2 protein-coding genes are annotated in these 19,546 nt (G+C 43.2%); both read left to right on the plus strand.

Translation table 11 applies throughout. The features are described from left to right. Window positions 1-185 precede the first annotated feature (185 nt). Entirely contained in the window at window positions 186-776 is a 591-nt protein-coding gene (locus QMN06_RS04610; protein ID WP_281971361.1) for a hypothetical protein, read from the plus strand. Between the two features lie 892 nt (window positions 777-1,668). Then, window positions 1,669-19,545 (plus strand): glycine-rich domain-containing protein, encoded by a 17,877-nt coding sequence (locus QMN06_RS04615; RefSeq protein WP_281971363.1) that lies wholly within the window; start codon window positions 1,669-1,671, stop codon window positions 19,543-19,545. Window position 19,546: the final 1 nt, after the last annotated feature.

Below are 19,546 nucleotides of genomic sequence, written 5' to 3' on the forward strand. Positions count from 1 at the left end.
TATGGAGTCGCTGGTTTTAGTTCTTGAGCATCAAATTTGATTCGCCGATGGGTGGGTATACCTTGCTGTTTTGGAATACCTCTACCCCACCGTACCCCCACCCCCTAAAATTGGTTTGATGGTACCTACCTCACCTTACGCACTAATCTGCGCAAACAATACTGAAAATAACTTGTGATAGTCTAATGTTTATAAAATCATTTCTAATCTTTTTTAGCCTCTTCATATCGTGCATTTCATATGCACAGAGTAATTTACCGCCCTGTAGTGGTGACTATTGGAATAATTGTTTTGAAGTCCGTGAGTCCCGTTTTGGGAGTGTGTATTCAGGGGAGTTTAAAGATAACAAACAAAACGGGCAAGGAACCGAGGTATTTAATAATGGGAATAAATATGTAGGGCAATTTAAAGATGAAAAATTTAATGGGCAAGGAACTTTTACATATGCAGATGGGAGGAAATACGTAGGGGAATGGTTTGAAACCAGCTTTCAAGGGCAAGGAACTTTTACATATGCAGATGGGAGGAAATACGATGGGCAATGGAAAGGTAGTAGATATGATGGATTTGGAACTTTACACAATGCCGACGGCTCGATTAAACAACAAGGATTATGGAGAGATGACAAGTTCGTTCAAGCGCAAACTCCTCCAGCAGTGCCTCCGCCAGTAGTTCCTAAACCATCTGTCAATAACGCACAAGATATCAAGCGTCAAAAATGTATCCGCTTGGGGCTTGTTCCCGGTTCAGCAGATTTTCAACAGTGTATTAATTGACCAACAGCAGGGCAGTTCAACCAATCAATCATTTGTAAAACCTCATTGAATAATTGTTATTATGCAAGCATATTCTAAGTTGAGCAAATGACTCCCTTTTAGTCGAATGGTAATTAACTTACTTTCGAAGAAGTTTAAGTCAGCATGCCTAAATAATCCCCCCACTATCCATTATATAAATAACTGATTTGGGAGATTATCTATAAATAAAGTAAATATTTTTTTACAGTGTTTTTATTGAATTTAGGTAGTAGAGCCAAATAAGATATTGGTTTTAGACTCTTGTCCACTCCGCTAATATTAATATTTCTATTTTTAGTTTCTATTAATAAATATTTATCTTTTTAAAGATATTTATTAAATTGATTAAAAATTTATTAATTATTAAATATATGAATTGCGACCTTTAGAGAATGAATCGATTCAATTTCCATTCTATTTATTTGTTATTTATCATTTTCTATAAGATATTCCTAACATAATTAATTTAAATGATATCTACATATATAAAATAGGTAAGTAGTACAACATAAATTATGCACATTTAATTGATTCAATTCTTATTATTTAATCAATTTCTTAAATAAATCTCAATAGATACACTTTACTTAAATAGGTTTTGAAGTTCATTTGAGCTATTTAATCCGCTCATTAAAACACGTTTTCACTCCTTGATATGTATTAAAGTTTATGCACTAATATGGCGCATAAACTTTATTTGGTTCTATAATTAAATTGTTATTGATATTAGAATGATTTCATTATATATACTAAATTTAATTAAATGTAAGTAATTCTTACAAAAAGATTTACATAAATCTTACATTTGATGTATAGTTTGAATTCCATATTTATACACGCGTTTAATTTTTTGAAAAAGTTTGTCTCTGATGTGTCTCAAAAGCTTTCCAGCCAAGCATGGCAGGGCTTTTTGCATTCTTTTTCTGATCAATTGCAACGCAATACTAAACAATCCTTTATAAATTTTTGTAAGACAAAATCTTTATTTATATTTACAACTACAGCAGTAATATTAAGCACACAAAGCTTAGCTGCGCCACTACCTACTGGCGGTAAAGTTGAGGCAGGTCAGGCAACGATTTCACAACCAAATAGTTCGACTATGAACGTGAATCAATCTAGTCAGCGCGCTGTCGTCAGTTGGTCGTCATTTGATGTTGCAAAAGGTAATACAGTGAACTTCAATCAGCCAAATGCTGGAGCCGTTACGCTTAATCGAGTAAATAGTGCAACCCCATCCATGATTAACGGGGCTGTAAATGCCAACGGTCAAGTTGTTTTTGTGAACCCAAATGGCGTTGTGTTTGGTAAAAGTGCAGAGGTCAATGTGGGCGGTATGGTTGCTACCACGATGAGTATTTCTAATGACGAATTTATGGCTGGAAAAGACTCGATGTCATTTTCTGGTGGAACAACTGGAGCAGTTGTAAATCAAGGTCGCATTACGGTCAGAGATGTAAAAGGTTTCATCGCTTTAATGGCCCCAGAAGTCAGAAATGAAGGCGCCATTTTAGCGACATTATCTGGTCAAAATGCCGTTGCATTAGTGAGCGGTCAAAAAGTAACCTTAACTTTTTCTGAGCATCAATTAGTAAAAGTCTCCGTAGATGCTTCAGTGATTAACTCATTGATTTCAAACAAAAGATTAATTCAGGTCAATGGTGGCCAAGTGATCATTGCTGCTAATTCAGCAAATGCTTTGTTGGGATCTGTGATTAAAAACACGGGAACAGTTTCTGCTGATGGCGTTAATGTCCAGGGTGGGGTAGTTACTTTGACCGCTGGAACAGTCAATCAGTCAGGAACAATTTCAGCAAATTCAATTACTTCTGATGTAGTTACTCCAAATGTGACACCTTCGGTTCCAGTTCAAGCTCCAGCTTTACCTTTAGCACAGACTAGCACCTCAACTTCGAATCAAACTACAGTTGTATCGCAACCGAACATTTCACAGAACACTTCGAGTGCATCTGTAACAAGCTCATCAAACGCATCATCTGCCTCATCTAGTACGGTAAATTCTTCCCTTGCTGGTGTTGGTGGAACTATTACCCTAAATGGTAATCAGATTAATTTAAGCGGTAAATCCACGACATCCGCAACCGGTACTCAGGGTGGTGGAACGATTAATCTTGGTACCAGTTCTTCAAATCCTTCGCAGTCATCACTCCAGGCACAAACGGTTCAAGTTGCAGCAGGTGCGATAGTGGATGTTTCAGCAACTAAAGTTGGCAATGGTGGATCGATCAATATTTGGTCGACCATGACTACAACCTTGGCAGGGTTCTTGAATGCTAAAGGTGGGCAGTTGAGTGGTAATGGAGGAACGATTACCACTGGATCTGCAGGAACAGTAGTAACGGCAAATACACTGCGTGTGGATACATCTGCTCCGATGGGTGTTGTGGGTAATTGGATTGTGAACACACCTGCCATGACGATTGATACCCCTACAGCGAATGTCATCTCACAAGCTTTGGGAACTTCGAGTGTGACCATCAATGCAGGTAACATGAATCAATTAATCGATAATATTAATTCAAATATAATTAATGTAGTTAATATTATTAATACATCCTCTAATAATATTAATATTCAATCTAATGCAGATATTATTAGTTTTAATAATAGTACAACTCTCAGTTTAAATGCCCTCGGTAGTATTATTATTGACAGTAATATTCAATCTTCATCCGTACATATTCAGGCCACCATGGTTGCGATTAATTCTCATGGTTCGATAAATGTCGGTAGTGGTAGTAATTCTGAAATTAATTTAGCTGGTGCAATTATTCGAATTTTAGGTTCGATGAATGGTTCTGCGCGTGGGTCAAGTAATACGAATTCAGTAAATACACTTGGCGCACAAAATAACTCTACGGACAATAATGGTGCCAAGATTTTAGTCAGTGGAACTGATTTAGTTTATGTTGGACCTAATGCTTCGATTATCTCCGATGGTGATAATGGTGGGTCGATAACATTCATATCGAATCAAGGTAGTGTGGTTATTGAAAATGCATTAATTCAAACGAATGGTGGAAATGGTCGTGGTGGAGCAATTCATATCTCTGGACTGCTCAGCACGAATTTAGTTGCGGCTAATATTCGGGCAATAGGTAACACAGTCGGGGGGATTATCAAAATAGGCAATGATGCACAATATGGCACATTGCCTTTTTCTATTATTACGAGTATCGATAATCAAACAATGATTAATGCATTTTCTGTAAATGGTCCTGGTGGATATATTGAAACCTCAGGACATACTCTACATTTATTATCTGCTATTAATGCTGGTCGTGGCGGAATTTGGCTGCTTGACCCAACCGACATTATTATTTCTTACGATTCAGATACCGCAACAAACATTTCTTACAACGTACCAAACAGTTTTGCAACAGGCCGTAACTCAGAAGTAACCCCCACCTCCGATCAGCTGTACTCCCCAAATTCTAGTAGTACTTCAATCATCAATGTTGACAATCTCGTAAGAGCATTGAACCTTGGTCAAGTGATCACCATCACAACGATCGGTAGTTCAGGTTCCGGAAATGGTGATATTTCCGTCAATGCTCCCATCAATTCTCAAGATGGTTCCTTGACCTTAAGAGCGGTTGGAGCCGTCAATATTAATCAGAGTATCTTTTTAGGTGGTATCGCAAGTGAATTGTTCGTTCAAGGTGCGGTGATTAATATAGCGGCGAATGTCACCACCTCATCTAATCAGCGTTATAACGGTCCGGTAGTGATCAATAACAACCCAAGTCTCAATAGTAATTATGGTGGATACATTATTTTTGGTTCGACCGTTGACGATATTTGTAGTGGCTGTAATCAACTGAACTTGTCTACACAATATCCTGCAGCCGTTTCATTGGGTGGTTCAGTTGGAGCAACTACACCTCTGAATAGTCTAATCGTTACTGGTGATAGTCTATTTACCAAAGGCTCGATCAATACAACTGGTTATCAGCAATACAACGTAACGAATGTGTTCTTGTCAGGTGATACCACCATGACCACGCAAAATGCACCGATCTATATGTATTCATCGGTGAATGAATCAGTCGTAGCTCAAGGACAGTTGGGCCATAGCCTCACTTTAGATGCTGGCACAAGTACAGTCAATTTGTATGACTCAATTGGAAATTTAAGTCCAATTCGTAACCTGACGATTCTCAGTCCCGTCTACATCACTAAAGATATTGTTACCAATGGTAATCAAACCTACGCCTCAACAGTGCAAGTCAATGGATCTGTTCAGCAGGGGAGTATCTTAACCTTATCTACACCTTCTATTATTGGTTTTAGTTCAACGATTGATGATGTTGCTTCATGGAATCAAACTGGCAATACCAATTTAGTAATTCATGGCGGTGGTGGCATTGCCCTTACCGGAAATATTGGCTTAACAAATATTTTCAAATCCATTACCTTGGATGGCCCAGTTCAGTTGTATGCTCCAGTGACTATCCTGGCAGCTAATGCGCCTAGTGACTGTTTAACACCCGTGAGTTGTGCCACGATGACTTTTACCTCGACGATTGATGCTTCGAGTGCAGGTGTTGGTATCAATGGTTTAACTCTGAATGCTGGGACAGGCACGATTCTGATTGGTGATTCAATTGGCTATAACAATCCTTTAGGTACGATTGAGTTGAATAGTCCAGTCATCTTTACCAAAACTAGTACAACATCTATTCCGTTTAAAACAGTTAGTACACAGTGTCCGAATGGCTCATGCTTATATATTGTTACGCAAAATAGTCCAATAACGTTTAATTCAACAGTTGATGATGCTCCAGTTACTGCAGATGCTCACAACTTGATTATTTCGGCAGGTTCATCAGCGATCAATGTGTTTTCCCCGATTGGTTCTAGGAGTCCATTTGGAAGTTTGAATGTTTACGGAACAGCAAATTTAACAACATCGATTAATACGATTGGTGATCAGATTTATCACAATAGTGTTTTGCTGTTAGATGCAGTTACGATTAATACAGTTAGCGGTAATGTCCAGTTCATGGCGAACGTTACCGGCAATGCCGCATCGGTAACGCCGAGTGATTTGATTCAGTTCCTAGGTAATGGCGACTATATATATCAAGGGATTACTTACACTGCTGACACGACAGCTTTCAGTGGCACCCAAATTGCTAATGTTACTTTTGATGCCAATGCCAACTCATATCAATGGTTACCATCGTATTACGATGTAGTGAAGGTTCTTGCAGTTGCTGGTGGCGGAGCAGGCGGCGGATCTGGTGGTGGCGGTGGTGGCGGTGGTGTTCTTTTTAACCCAAGAGTATCTCTTGCGCCGAATACAACTTACACCATTCGTGTTGGTGCTGGCGGTTATTTTGATCCAAATGGTTGGCCTGGTAGTCAAGGTCAAAATGGTGGTAATTCACAATTTGGTACAGCGATCGTTGCACTCGGTGGTGGTGGCGGTGGTGGATGCTGCTGGGGTGGTGGTAATGATGGCGGCTCCGGTGGTGGATCTTCTGTTCAATGGTACAACTGGGGTTGGAATGGTCATCCCGGGACTTCTGGATTAGGTACTTTAAATCAAGGTAATGCTGGCACATCTTCAACTTGGGTCAATGGTCAATATTGGATGGGTGGCGGTGGTGGTGGTGCAGGTAGCTCACCAGTCATTCCAACGAATGGCTCGAACGTGGCCAATGCAAACTCAGGTAATGGTGGTTCTGGCGTCGCTAGTAACATCACCGGTACCAATATGTATTACGGTGGCGGCGGAGGTGCATCGCCATTTTATGATTGGGGAAGTAATCCTGGGTCTGCCAAGTCTGTTGGTGGCATAGGTGGCGGTGGTGCCGGTGGTTACATTACAGGCAACCCCGGTGATCAAGGAAATTCCGCAAACTGGGTTGCTGGTACAGCTGGTCAAGCAAATACTGGCGGTGGCGGTGGTGCAGGACCCATTGTTTGTTGTTGGAATGGCCCTGGAGCAGCTAGTGGTGGTTCAGGAACAGTGATTATTGCTCGACCAACTTACGGACAAGCTACAGATTTAATAATTAATAGTGGTCGGGCAATTATTGGTATTGAGAATATTTCTAATATCAATAATCTATCCTTATCTTCAAGTTCTGGCTCATCAACACCGATCAATATTCCCTTGAGTTTGGTGCAATCAACGACTAACTTTACAAAGGGTGGAACTGATACCTATGTAGTCAATGGCTTAGGTAACTACGCAAATACCTTAACCGTAACGGGTGGTGTTTTATCTGTTATTAATTCACCAAACAATCTTTTCAATGTTAATAACTTAGTTCTGAATGGTGGCGGATTAGCACTGGACGCTGCAAGTCCACAAGATTTAGTTGTCAATAACTTATCTACGTATGCTAATAGTCCAATTACCAACGCAAAGACAGTTACAGTCAATGGTGTTACGAACTTAGGTTCAAGTATTACATCTAGCGGTGATCAGTTTTACGCCAATGATGTCACCCTGTGGAGTAATACAACGCTGACCAGTTCGAACGGTAATGTAGTATTTGGTGGCAAAGTTGTTGGATATATTTCTACACTGCAATTCTTAGGGAACGGGGATTACCTTTTCCAAGATCCGAATGGAACGAATACGAATGGTACGGTCAGCAATGCTGCAACTTTACCTGGTGGATTCATACTTTCTTATGATTCAGTCCTAGGTCAGTATGGATTTAAATCGGCCTTCAGCAGTCAAGGTATTGCCTTAATTGTTGGTGGCGGTGGAGCGGGTGCCCTTGGTGGCGGTGGTGGTGGTGGCGTACTTCAAACTAATTTCTCGATTGATGGTAACAGTCTTTATTCTGTTGTCGTTGGTGCAGGTGGTAACACGAATTGTGGTGGATATTGCTCTGGCAGTAACGGTGGCGATTCAAGATTTGGTACACAACTTATTGCATTCGGTGGTGGTGGTGGTGGAAGTGTTGTCGGCCCAAATGGACAAAGCTGTTGTTGGATGTCTGGTTACGCCGGTGGCTCTGGTGGTGGCGGCGCATTCTGGAATTGGACTCAAGGTGGTTCAGGTGTTCCTGGTCAGGGATATAGTGGTGGAGCTTCAACTATTGGTAACGGTCAATACGGTCAATATTGGTTAGCGGGTGGCGGTGGTGGTGCTGGTGGATCACCTGTAAATACCGGCTCTAACTACACTTCAAGTAATCAGACGGGTAATGGTGGTATTGGACTTCGTTCAAACATTACTGGAACGCCAACCTATTATGGTGGCGGTGGCGGTGGTGGATCACCTGATTGGACAAATCCTGGAACTATTGGTGGTTTAGGTGGCGGTGGTAATGGTGGATACAACACAGGTCCAAATAATTATCAGTGGATTTCCTCAACCCCAGGTGCCCCAAATACTGGTGGTGGTGGCGGTGGCGGATGGTGGTGTTGTAATGCGGCGAATGGTGGCTCGGGTATTGTTGTTCTGAACATTGGTATTGCTCCCAACTTAACCATTGCCGCTCAACCATCAATTAATTACTCTGGGATCCTCACTGGCACGAACTTCAGTCATATTGGAGTTCTGACAGTTAATACCAGCGCGAACTTTAGCCTCAATGCAGCTAGTCAAATTGCAAGCTCAGCAGGATTAGCGAAGATGGGTTCGGGAACTTTGACACTGAACAACATTACTTCCTATGCAGGATCCATTAGCGTTTTAGGCGGCACCATAGTTACCCCGGGATTAACAGGTCCACTGACCATGGGATCCTTGTATTTGGCGAATGGTGGAACATTTGATCTGGGAACTCCAAGTGGGCAAGATTTAAATCTTGGTAGTTTCACGATGGTCAATGGCGGTAATTTATTAAACATTAATAATTTAAATGTCACTGGTCTTGCTTCCCTGAGTGGAAACATCAGTACATCAGGTTCACAAACTTATAGTGGTCCTGTCCAGATTTCTGCTAATGTGACAGTGCAAACTTCTGGAGTTGCACCGATTACCTTCAACTCAAGCATTGATGATGTTGTTGCTGGTACGCATACATTGACATTAAATTCTGGAGTGAGTTCTACTGGAATGGTTAATCTCAATGGTGTGATTGGCGGTACTTATGCCCTGGCCTCACTAACCATTAATGGTCCATCGTCCATTGGCGGAGCAATTCATACGACTGGCAATCAAACCTATAACGGTGATATTCGCTTGATAGCGGATACCGCGATGAATGCGGTCACTGGAAATATTCAAATTAATGGAAATGTATTAGGCGATGCTTTTTATCCAGGCATTATTCAACTATTAGGTAACGGCTCTTACGCCTACCAAACACTTGGTGTTAATAACAACTCAACGTATACCGTATACCAAGCAGGCACTGGGACACAAGCCCCAGGAGTTCTAGTCTCGTATGATTCTACTCTGGGAGAGTATACGTGGACAGCTAATTACAATGCAAACATCAATGCTTTAATCGTTGGTGGCGGTGGTGCAGGTAGCATGGGTGGTGGCGGTGGCGGTGGCGTCATCCCGGTCAATAACTATGCCACTGTTGCTGGTACCCAATACACGGTGATTGTTGGTGCCGGTGGCATTGCTCCAAACTGTTGTGGCAGAGCTGGTGGTAATGGTGGAGACTCCAAATTTGATGTCTTAATTGCTAAAGGTGGTGGCGGTGGTGGTGGACCATACAGTAATGATGGTTCACAGTGCTGTTGGTTTGGCGGAAATAGTGGCGGATCTGGTGGTGGCGCATCCTTTTACACATCCAATCCTGGTGGCTTAGGTTCTCCAGGTCAGGGTTATAACGGCAGTAATTCGATTACGGTTGGTACTGGAAACAGTAACGGTCAGGTTTGGGGTTATTGGCAAGCGGGAGGTGGAGGAGGTGCAGGAGGAACTGGTCCCGCTCAGATACCTTTTGTCTTTAATGGTTATCCATGGGGTGGGTGGGCTTCAAATTCGAACGTAGGTGACGGCGGACCAGGTGCTGCTAGCAGTATTACAGGCACAACTCAATACTATGGTGCTGGTGGTGCTGGTGGTAAAGACGGTGGACAAAATGGCAACAACTCTTGGCCAACAGCCTCTCTAGGTGGTATTGGTGGTGGCGGTAACGGAACCTATTACAACGGCAATGGTTCTTGGATTCAGCCAACTTCTGGATTAGCAAATACGGGTAGCGGTGGTGGCGGCTCTTATTGGTGCTGTGGTAACGCCGGTAATGGTGGATCCGGAATTGTGATTCTTGATGTACCGGTCCCACATGGCAGAGCTAGCTTATACCTATCTAGTAATTCTGGCCAAGCGGGGATTTCTGGAAGTGTTTCGCATATTAATGAATTTGGCTACAAGGTCAATTCCAACACACCATCAACCATTGCTGTTAGTCAGATCTCTGATGTTTTAAGAATCGTTAAAGATGGAACTGGTGCATTAGCGATCACAGGCGTCAGTAACTTTGGTCAAGATATTTCAATTTTGGCAGGTGCTTTAAATTTAGTTGGTACCCAAAATCAAATAGTGATGAATAATTTGGTATTACCTACGGGCGCCTTGTTGAATATTTCCAATTCAACTGGACTAGTTGTAAATGGTACAACTATTATTGGCGGTAACATTACTTCAGATTATGGTCAAACCTACTCTGGTGCTATGACTTTAACTGGAAGTCCAATCTTTACCGCTGGTCATAGCTCTACAGTTAACTTTGGGGCAGCGGTGAATGACTCCAACTTTGATATAAATCATTTAGGTTTGGATACCATCACGGTGAACGGTAATTTTTCCGCACAGTCGATTGGTACACCGTTCCTCAATACTTTAGGTGTTTCACAACAAGGTATTCGTACCATTGCCGTGAGTGGTTCATCCCAACTTGCCGGCAATATTACAACTGCGCTCGGGCAATCATTTAACAATATTCAGTTAAATGGTGATGTGACTTTGAAGAATTACGCGGGTAATTTATTGTTCGGAACGTTGACACAAGATGTATCTGGTAGAGCATTGACCCTAGATACACCATCAGATAAGACGATTAACTTTAGTCAAATCAGCGGAATTTCCGGACTTATTAAACTCAATTCCAATACCATCACTATTAATAATATGGGGAACTACAGTACTGGTTCGATTATTACCAATAGTGGCACGATGAATCTGAATGCAAGTGGAGCAACGATTCAGGTCATGAATTTTGCAGTTGGTAATGACCAACCAGCAGGCGCTACTGTTAATTTAGTTTATTCGGGAGTACCAGTCAATTTAACAGTAGGCGGCACTTTCACACTAGGTTTAAATAGCGTCATTACCAAGGTCAACAATTTAATTGTTGCGGGCAATGCGATTCTTCGCTCAAACATCACAACTGCCGGTGATCAACAATATAACAGTACCGACCCAACACAATCAGTTCGTGTTGGTGCCAATATGGTCTTAACTAGTACAACAGGAAATATTTATTTTGCTGGTGGTTTAACTGAATACAGTAATCAAACAAATTATTTAAAACTGTTAGACAACGGTAATTTCCAATATTCAGTTGCAGGTAATGTGGTTTCAGGCACTGCCAATACAACAGTAACCAATATCAGTGGTTTGGGAATGGGGATTACTTATGCTAATAATCAATTCAATGTCACGAATTCCTCATTAAATGCAGTATCGATTCTGATTGTTGGTGGTGGCGGTGCTGGTGGACTTGGTGGCGGAGGAGGTGGTGGTGTGAATTTAGTTTCGACACTTCTTGCTCCTTACACCTCCTATATTGCATCGATTGGTGCAGGTGGTACAAGACCAAATGATGGTGCATTACCTGGTGGTAATGGCGGTAATTCTCAGTTCGGAAATTTAACAGCCATTGGTGGCGGCGGTGGTGGATCTTTATACGCTTCTAATTACAACTGCTGTTGGATGTCTGGTAGTGCGGGTGGTTCTGGTGGAGGAGCTTCAACGAATAACTGGAATATACAGGGTGGAGCTGGTACACCTGGTCAAGGTTATGCCGGTGGAGGTAGTACTTTGGTTTGGACATATAACCTGGCCAATAATTTCCAGTGTTGTTATAACTATTGGCAAGGCGGCGGCGGTGGAGGAGCAGGTGGATCTCCAACTGCGCCTGTGACAGCTACTTGGCCTGGACAAACAGGTAACAATAATCCATGGGGTCAACCAACGGTTGTCTCAACCAATGCCACGGGTAATGGTGGACCAGGTTTAGCCAGTAATATCACAGGCACCACAGTCTATTACGCAGGTGGTGGTGGTGGAGGTGTTGATGGTGGTCAAATTGGACCAAACCAGTGGGCACCTGGAACTACCGGCGGTATGGGTGGTGGCGGTAATGGTGCATACTATTCTGGACAAAATCCAACTTCCGGAGTACCCGCTAATACATGGATACAGCCAACTGCAGGAGCGGCTAATACCGGCGGAGGTGGCGGTGGTGGCTTCTGGTGTTGTGCACAACAAGGTTCCGGTAATCAAAATGGTGGCTCAGGCATCATTGTTGTTCGCCAGTTATCTACGCTTACTATTAATGTTGGATTAGGTAGTTCTGCAGGTACATTCTCTGCAGGACCATCCGCTAGTTTCCAAATTGGTTCGTTAACGGTCAACTCGAATAATGCATTTAGCTTGTCTGCAAATCAAATTGCTAATAGCACTTTATTCACAAAAGGTGGTCTAGGAACTCTAAGTTTGTCTGGCTTTAGTTCAGCTTTTGCTAAATCAGTTGCTTTGATTATTAATGGTGGAAGTGTTGTTGCGAATCATGGTTCTGATACTAGTCTAGTCATGAACTCATTGACCATCAATAATGGTTCCACATTTGATTTGCGTAATCCAAGTTTGGTTGATTTGACCATCAATTCCTTATTCATGGATTCAGGTGCACATTTATTAGGATTAAATAGTTTAGTTGTCAATCAATTAGCTTCTCTTGGCGGAAGCATTATTACCCCGGGATCGCAAACCTATAACGGTAACATGTTGCTAAGTGGCGATACATTGATTCAGACCACTGGATCTAGCAGTCAAATTACCCTGAATGCATCAGTCGATGATTTGCAAGCGGGTTTAAGTAACTTGGTGTTGACAGTTGCTAATACAACTGGTGCGATGACATTAAATGGTGCGATTGGTGCTACCCAGCCAATCGGCAGTTTAACTGTGAATGGTTTAGCAACTATTGGAACATCGATCAATACCGTTGGAGATCAAACTTACATCAATGATTTAACGTTGACGAATTCTCAAAGTGTTTTAAATAATATCTCCATGTCCACAGTTACTGGCAATGTCAATTTCAATGGCAATGTGACTGGCTTTAAGAATACTGTTTTGCAATTCTTAGGAAGTGGCAACTATTCGATTAATGGTGCAAGTTTTAATACGTCAACCAATCCTGCTTCTGGAATTAGTTTGTCTTATGACGCCACCTCTGGTAAGTATTCATGGAACAACGTTGATACTGGAAATGTTGATTTATTAGTAGTTGGTGGTGGTGGTGCTGGTGGACAAGGTGGCGGAGGTGCTGGTGGCGTGATTTATAACACTGGTTATGGAATTACTTCTGGAAACACGTATCAAGTTGCTATTGGTGCAGGCGGTACAAATCCGCACGATTCTTATTGGATGGGACAAAACGGTGGAAATTCACAGTTTGGATCAGTCATAGCGATTGGTGGCGGAGGTGGTGGAGCGGTAGTTAATACGACGGGTAATTGTCCGAATGGATGCTGGTTAACAGGTGCTGTTGGTGGTTCTGGTGGTGGTGCGCCGACCAATAGTTGGAATCAAGTTGGTGGACTTGGTACAGCTAGTCAAGGTAACCAAGGTGGTGGATCCACATTGGTTTGGAATATTGTCAATGGCAATAACTATGGTTATTGGCAAGCTGGCGGTGGCGGTGGAGCAGGTGGCTCACCCCAATCTCAGCCAACAGCAACCTACAGTGGTCAAACAGGCAATAATAATCCTTGGGGTCAACCGGGTGTAGTTACAACGAATGCTACAGGTGTAGGTGGTATTGGTCAGGTAATCAATATAACTGGTTCACCTGTTTATTATGCTGGTGGAGGAGGCGGTGGTGTTGATGGTGGTCAAATTGGACCAAATCAATGGGCGCCTGTTGCATTGGGTGGTTTAGGTGGCGGCGGTAATGGCGCCTATTACACCGGATCAAGTTGGGTCGTTGCAACGAATGGTGTTGCCAATACGGGTGGTGGTGGTGGCGGAAGTTATTGGTGTTGTGGTCAAGCCGGCTCTGGTGGTTCTGGAGTTGTGATTCTGAATGGCACTCTTGCTTCTTTCTCAAGGGCAAACCTCTCCATTACAACCAATACAGGACTCATTCATTTTGCAAGTGGTAAGGTCTTTAATAACATTGGTACCTTATCGATCTTCACTAATCGTAACGACCAAACCCTATCTACAGGTATTGTCACCAATGCCAACACAACTGGTTTAACCACCGGTGGCACAGGTACTGTCACGATTAGTGGACTCAGTAATTACACCCATACGATTTCAGTCATGGGTGGAACACTTTCTTTAATTAATTCACCAAGTAATACCTTATCGATTGATACGCTCGTCTTACAAGGTGGCGGCTTAGCTTTAGATGCTTCTCATCCGCAAGATTTAACGATTAACAATTTAACTACTTATGCCAATAGTCCTATCACCAATGCACAATCTGTGACCGTGACTGGGCAGGCGTATTTAGGATCCAGTATTTCATCGATTGGTAATCAAACCTATAACAATGATGTGATTTTATGGGCAGATACGACCTTAACTAGTGTCACTGGCAATGTTAATTTTGGTGGAAAGATTATTGGCTTTAGTGCGGCTTTGCAATTCCTGGGTAATGGTCAATACGTTTTAAATAATGGCCAAACGATGACTGCAGGTGCCACGAATGCCATCAATTTGGGTGGTGGCCTTAGCTTAACTTATGCAGCAAATGGACAGTACTCCTTTGGTACACAATTTGTTGGCACCGCGCAAATCTTGTTAGTTGGAGGTGGTGGAGCTGGAGCTCTTGGTGGTGGCGGAGGTGGTGGCGTTCTTTTAACGAATAACTTTACCTTAGGTGCTGGCTCCTTATATACCGTGGTGGTTGGAGCAGGCGGTACAAGACCGAATGATGGAGCAATGCCTGGTGGTAATGGTGGTAATTCACAATTCGGAAACTTAGTTGCTGTTGGTGGTGGTGGCGGTGGTAGTTTATATGGAGCGAACTATGTTGGCTGTTGTTGGATGGCTGGGAACGCCGGTGGATCCGGTGGCGGTGGTTCAGAAAATAATTGGAATGTTCCAGGTGGTGCAGGTACACATGGTCAAGGTTTTGCCGGCGGCGGAAGTACCTTAGTTTGGACATACAACCAAGCTAATAATTTCCAATGTTGTTATGCATATTGGCAAGCGGGTGGTGGCGGAGGAGCTAGTGGGTCACCAACTGCGCCAGTTACAGCGACTTGGCCAGGACAAACCGGCAACAATAATCCATGGGGTCAACCAACGGTCGTTGCAACCAATGCCACAGGTAATGGTGGAGCTGGTTTGGCAAGTAATATCACTGGTACAACGGTTTATTACGGTGGCGGTGGTGGCGGTGGAGTTGATGGTGGTCAAGTAGGACCTAATCAGTGGGCTCCAGGAACCACTGGTGGTATTGGCGGTGGTGGTAATGGTGGTTATTACTCGGGTCCAAATCCACCAACAGGTGTTCGGGCTTATGATTGGATTCAACCAACCGCAGGGACAGCTAATACCGGCGGTGGTGGCGGTGGTGCTTGGTGGTGTTGTGCACAACCGGTATCACAAAGTGGTGGCTCTGGCATTGTGGCACTCCAAATCCAGAACACGCCAAGTTTGACTTTAAATGTTCCTAACAGTAGTGCTAATCCAATTGGTGTATCAACACAATTCCAATCGCTTGGAGTATTGACAGTTAACACCAATACCAACTTTGCTTTAAATGCAATTCGTTTGACCGGTACACAAGGGTTTATTAAAGGCGGTTCAAGTACGCTGACCTTAACGCAAACGAATTCATATGGTAATTTTGTTGGCGTAACTGATGGAAAAATCTTGGCACCAGATGATGGCACTCGTACCATCTATTTAAGTGCATTACATGTTCTGGGTGGTACGTTTGATTTAGGCACCAATCAGAACTTAGTATTAGGCGGATTTGTCTTCACGGGAGGTAATCTTCTTAAAGTAGACAACATTACCGTCAATGGTTCTGCAACCATCGGTGGAGTTTTAAATACAGAGGGATCTCAGGTATTTAATGGGCCTGTGCAAATTGCCTCTAATGCCGTATTTGAAACGCAAAATGGTAATTCGATTAGTTTTTATTCAACGATCAATGATGTAGTCAGTGGCACACATACGATGGTACTTTCACCATCCGGAACATCCACTATTCGTGGCGAGCTTGGTGAGTTAAGACCATTGTTGTCATTAACCGTGAATGGGGCATCTAACCTTGGCGGCACAATTAATACGACCGGTAATCAGACGTATAACGGCGATGTCACATTGGTTGATCATACAAGTTTAAATTCAGTCAATGGCAACATTACGATCAATGGTAATGTTTTGGGTGATCGCGTATATCAAGCGATTTTGCAATTCTTCGGACTTGGCAACTATCGTTATCAGGGTGTTAATTATGTTGTTGGATCAGGTAGTGCAGCACCTGCTGGCGTACAAGTAGACTATGACCCGAATACAGATACCTATACTTGGACTGCGCCATATGATGCATCGATCAATGCTCTTTTAGTGGGTGGAGGCGGAGCTGGTGGCATGGGTGGTGGTGGCGGTGGTGGCGTTCAGTATCTCTCAGGGATTGCCGTTGGTAATGGACAAGCCTATCAAGTGATTGTTGGTGCGGGTGGTAATAACGGTTGTAATTCGTCTTACTGTTCAGGCAACAATGGTGGTAATTCTCAATTTGCGCAAAATACCGCAGTCGGTGGTGGTGGTGGCGGTGGTCTCATAGGCCCGAATGGTAATGGTTGTTGTTGGTTGCCTGGTCAGACTGGTGGATCTGCGGGCGGTAATGCGATCAATAATTGGGATCAGCATGGCACTATGGGTACATTAGGCCAAGGCTCAGCAGGGGGTGGTGCAACGCTCATCTTCAATGCACCTTGGTGTCAAAACGGCTGTTATGCCTATTGGCAATCCGGCGGCGGTGGTGGAGCCGGTGGAACTCCAACTTATACAACCACACCCGGTAATCCATGGGGCAATCCAATAGGAACATCTAGCAATAGTGGTGGTAATGGCGGCGCTGGTATTGCCAATAACATCACAGGACAAGTGGTTTACTATGCCGCCGGCGGTGGTGGTGGCAAAGATGGTGGTCAGAACGGCAACAACTCATGGCCGACTGGATCGCCCGGCGGAATCGGTGGTGGAGGAGAAGGGTCTTATTACACCGGTAATAATCCTGCGCCTGGATTGCCATATTATTACTGGACGCCAGGTGGTAATGGACAAGCCAACACCGGTAGTGGTGGTGGCGGCGGTGGATGGTGTTGTAGTACACCGGGCAATGGTGGTTCTGGTGTTGTGATTCTCAGTATTCCTGTTGAGCATGGTGTCTCTAACCTCAGTTTAAATAGTGGTACAGGACAGTATTTTATTAACGGCACTTTGGGTCATATTGGCGTCTTGTCATTAGCGTCGAACACAACGAATAGTTCAGGTAGTTTGACGGGTAGTGCAGGAATTCAGTGGAGTAGGGGAGCCGTCACCATTAGTGGATCTTATTTATCTGACGTTCAAGGATTTACGAAGAACGGTGTAGATGCCATCACCATTACTAATTTACGCCGCAACTTTGGTGATGTGACCGTCAATTATGGATCGCTTTATTTGCCCAGAGATAATGCCACTAATAACGGACAATTTACATTTGGCAACCTCACCATTGGGCAGGGTACTCATTTAGTCTTGACCAACATTACGGATTTAACTGTTACTGGAAATACCTATTTAGGTAACAATTTAGATGCATCAGCTCTTGTAAATCAGACCTATCAGGGAGCAGTTACTTTAGGTGCTAATGTGGCCTTAAGTGCGTTGAACTCTATCACCTTCCATTCTGCGATTGATAGTGCCAACAACGGCACTTATGGACTTTACGTTACTGCTCCAAGAGAAGTAATCTTTGGTGGCAATATTGGTTCTAATCAATCTTTAGCTTATTTCGTAGTCGATAGTAATACTGCGCAATTACCTGCCTCAGTAACTACTAGTGGCGATCAAGTATATAAAGCAAATCTGATTCTTAATCCATGGGCGCGTTCCAATATAACGACCTTAACTGCATCAGGTGCGAATTCCAATATTTATTTACTAGGCACAGTTGACGGTGCAAATCAAGATGGCACTATCATTCCAAGTGGCCAACTCTTCTCACTCAATATCAATGCTACCAATGGTGTTTACATCATGGGTCATATTGGTCAAAATCAACAAATTGATGCCTTTACAGTAAATGCAACGAATGCGTATGTATTTGGTGATGTCTACTCAGGTAATGGACAAACCTATAATGCCGATGTTTGGATTGGTGGTGGAAGTAATGTTGCACCGGCGATCAATGCAAGCTTAAGATCTGATATGGCTGTACCAGTCAGGTCTGCGTTAACTCAAACAATGAGTGGTGTGAATAGTAGCTTCCTTGCGAATCAATTCTATACAACTTTTAACTACAACTATCAGCAGTGGCATAGTCATGTGACTTCAACTGCAACAAGTAACATACGTACTCTGATTTCGTTAGATCCATTCGTTACCTTTAATGGTAACTTGAATGATTATGATGCCACTCCAACGCACACTTTATTAGTCGCTGCTATCGCCGAAAATTGGCAGTACTATCCGCAGATTAACTTTAACAAAGGATCTGGGAACATTCGTCCTTTAGCATCAATTAATGCTCAGGTAATCGATCGTTGGGATCCTTATGGCACTTTCTGGGGTAGTGTGAACTTTAATAATCAGCAAATGATTACCGCCTCCGATCAAACCTACCGTACAGATAATGTATGGAGTATGGCAAGAAACTATCAACCGATCCAACATTCTCCTCCAGGTAAATTGACTTTACTAACACCATTTACTTTTAATCCTACGAGTTATGGAATTACCAATGGAAGTACGCCAGGTTTTGTCAGAATTTTGGTTACCTCACCGCCTACCATTGATAATCCATCGACCACATCTACAGTTGCTGTGAATGGTACGCCAACTGGAGAGACAAGTTTCTCTGGAGGTAGTGGATTCTCAGCCCCGTCAAGTGGTACAACTTCTACGGGCGGTGGTTCCAGTGGTGTAACAAATTCAAGCGGTGGTAATAGCTCCAGTGGAGGCACAAATAGTGGAGGTAATAATTCCGGTGGTGGAAGTAATGCTGGTGGCGGAAGTAACTCATCTGGTGGTTCAAATAGTGGTGGATCATCAAGTGGCTCAAGCACCTCGAGTTCATCTACGCCAAGTACTTCTTCAGGATCCTCGAGCTCTTCCTCCGGTGGAACATCAATTCCTCCTGTGAAAGTAGTTGAAGCCAATAGTCCTGCACCAGCGAAGTCAGGTGATTCATTAGGCGCTATTTCACTAGGTGGTTTGATGTCATTATTTGGTTCATCGACGAATAAAGATTCAGTGCCAACTCTTGCTGCAGATAGAGCGCCGCTAGGTGTGGCTGTTGTTGAAGTTGGTGGGCTTGAACAAGATGAAAAGTGAG

The sequence above is a fragment of the Polynucleobacter sp. SHI8 genome, assembly GCF_027944005.1.
Taxonomy (GTDB): Bacteria; Pseudomonadota; Gammaproteobacteria; order Burkholderiales; family Burkholderiaceae; genus Polynucleobacter.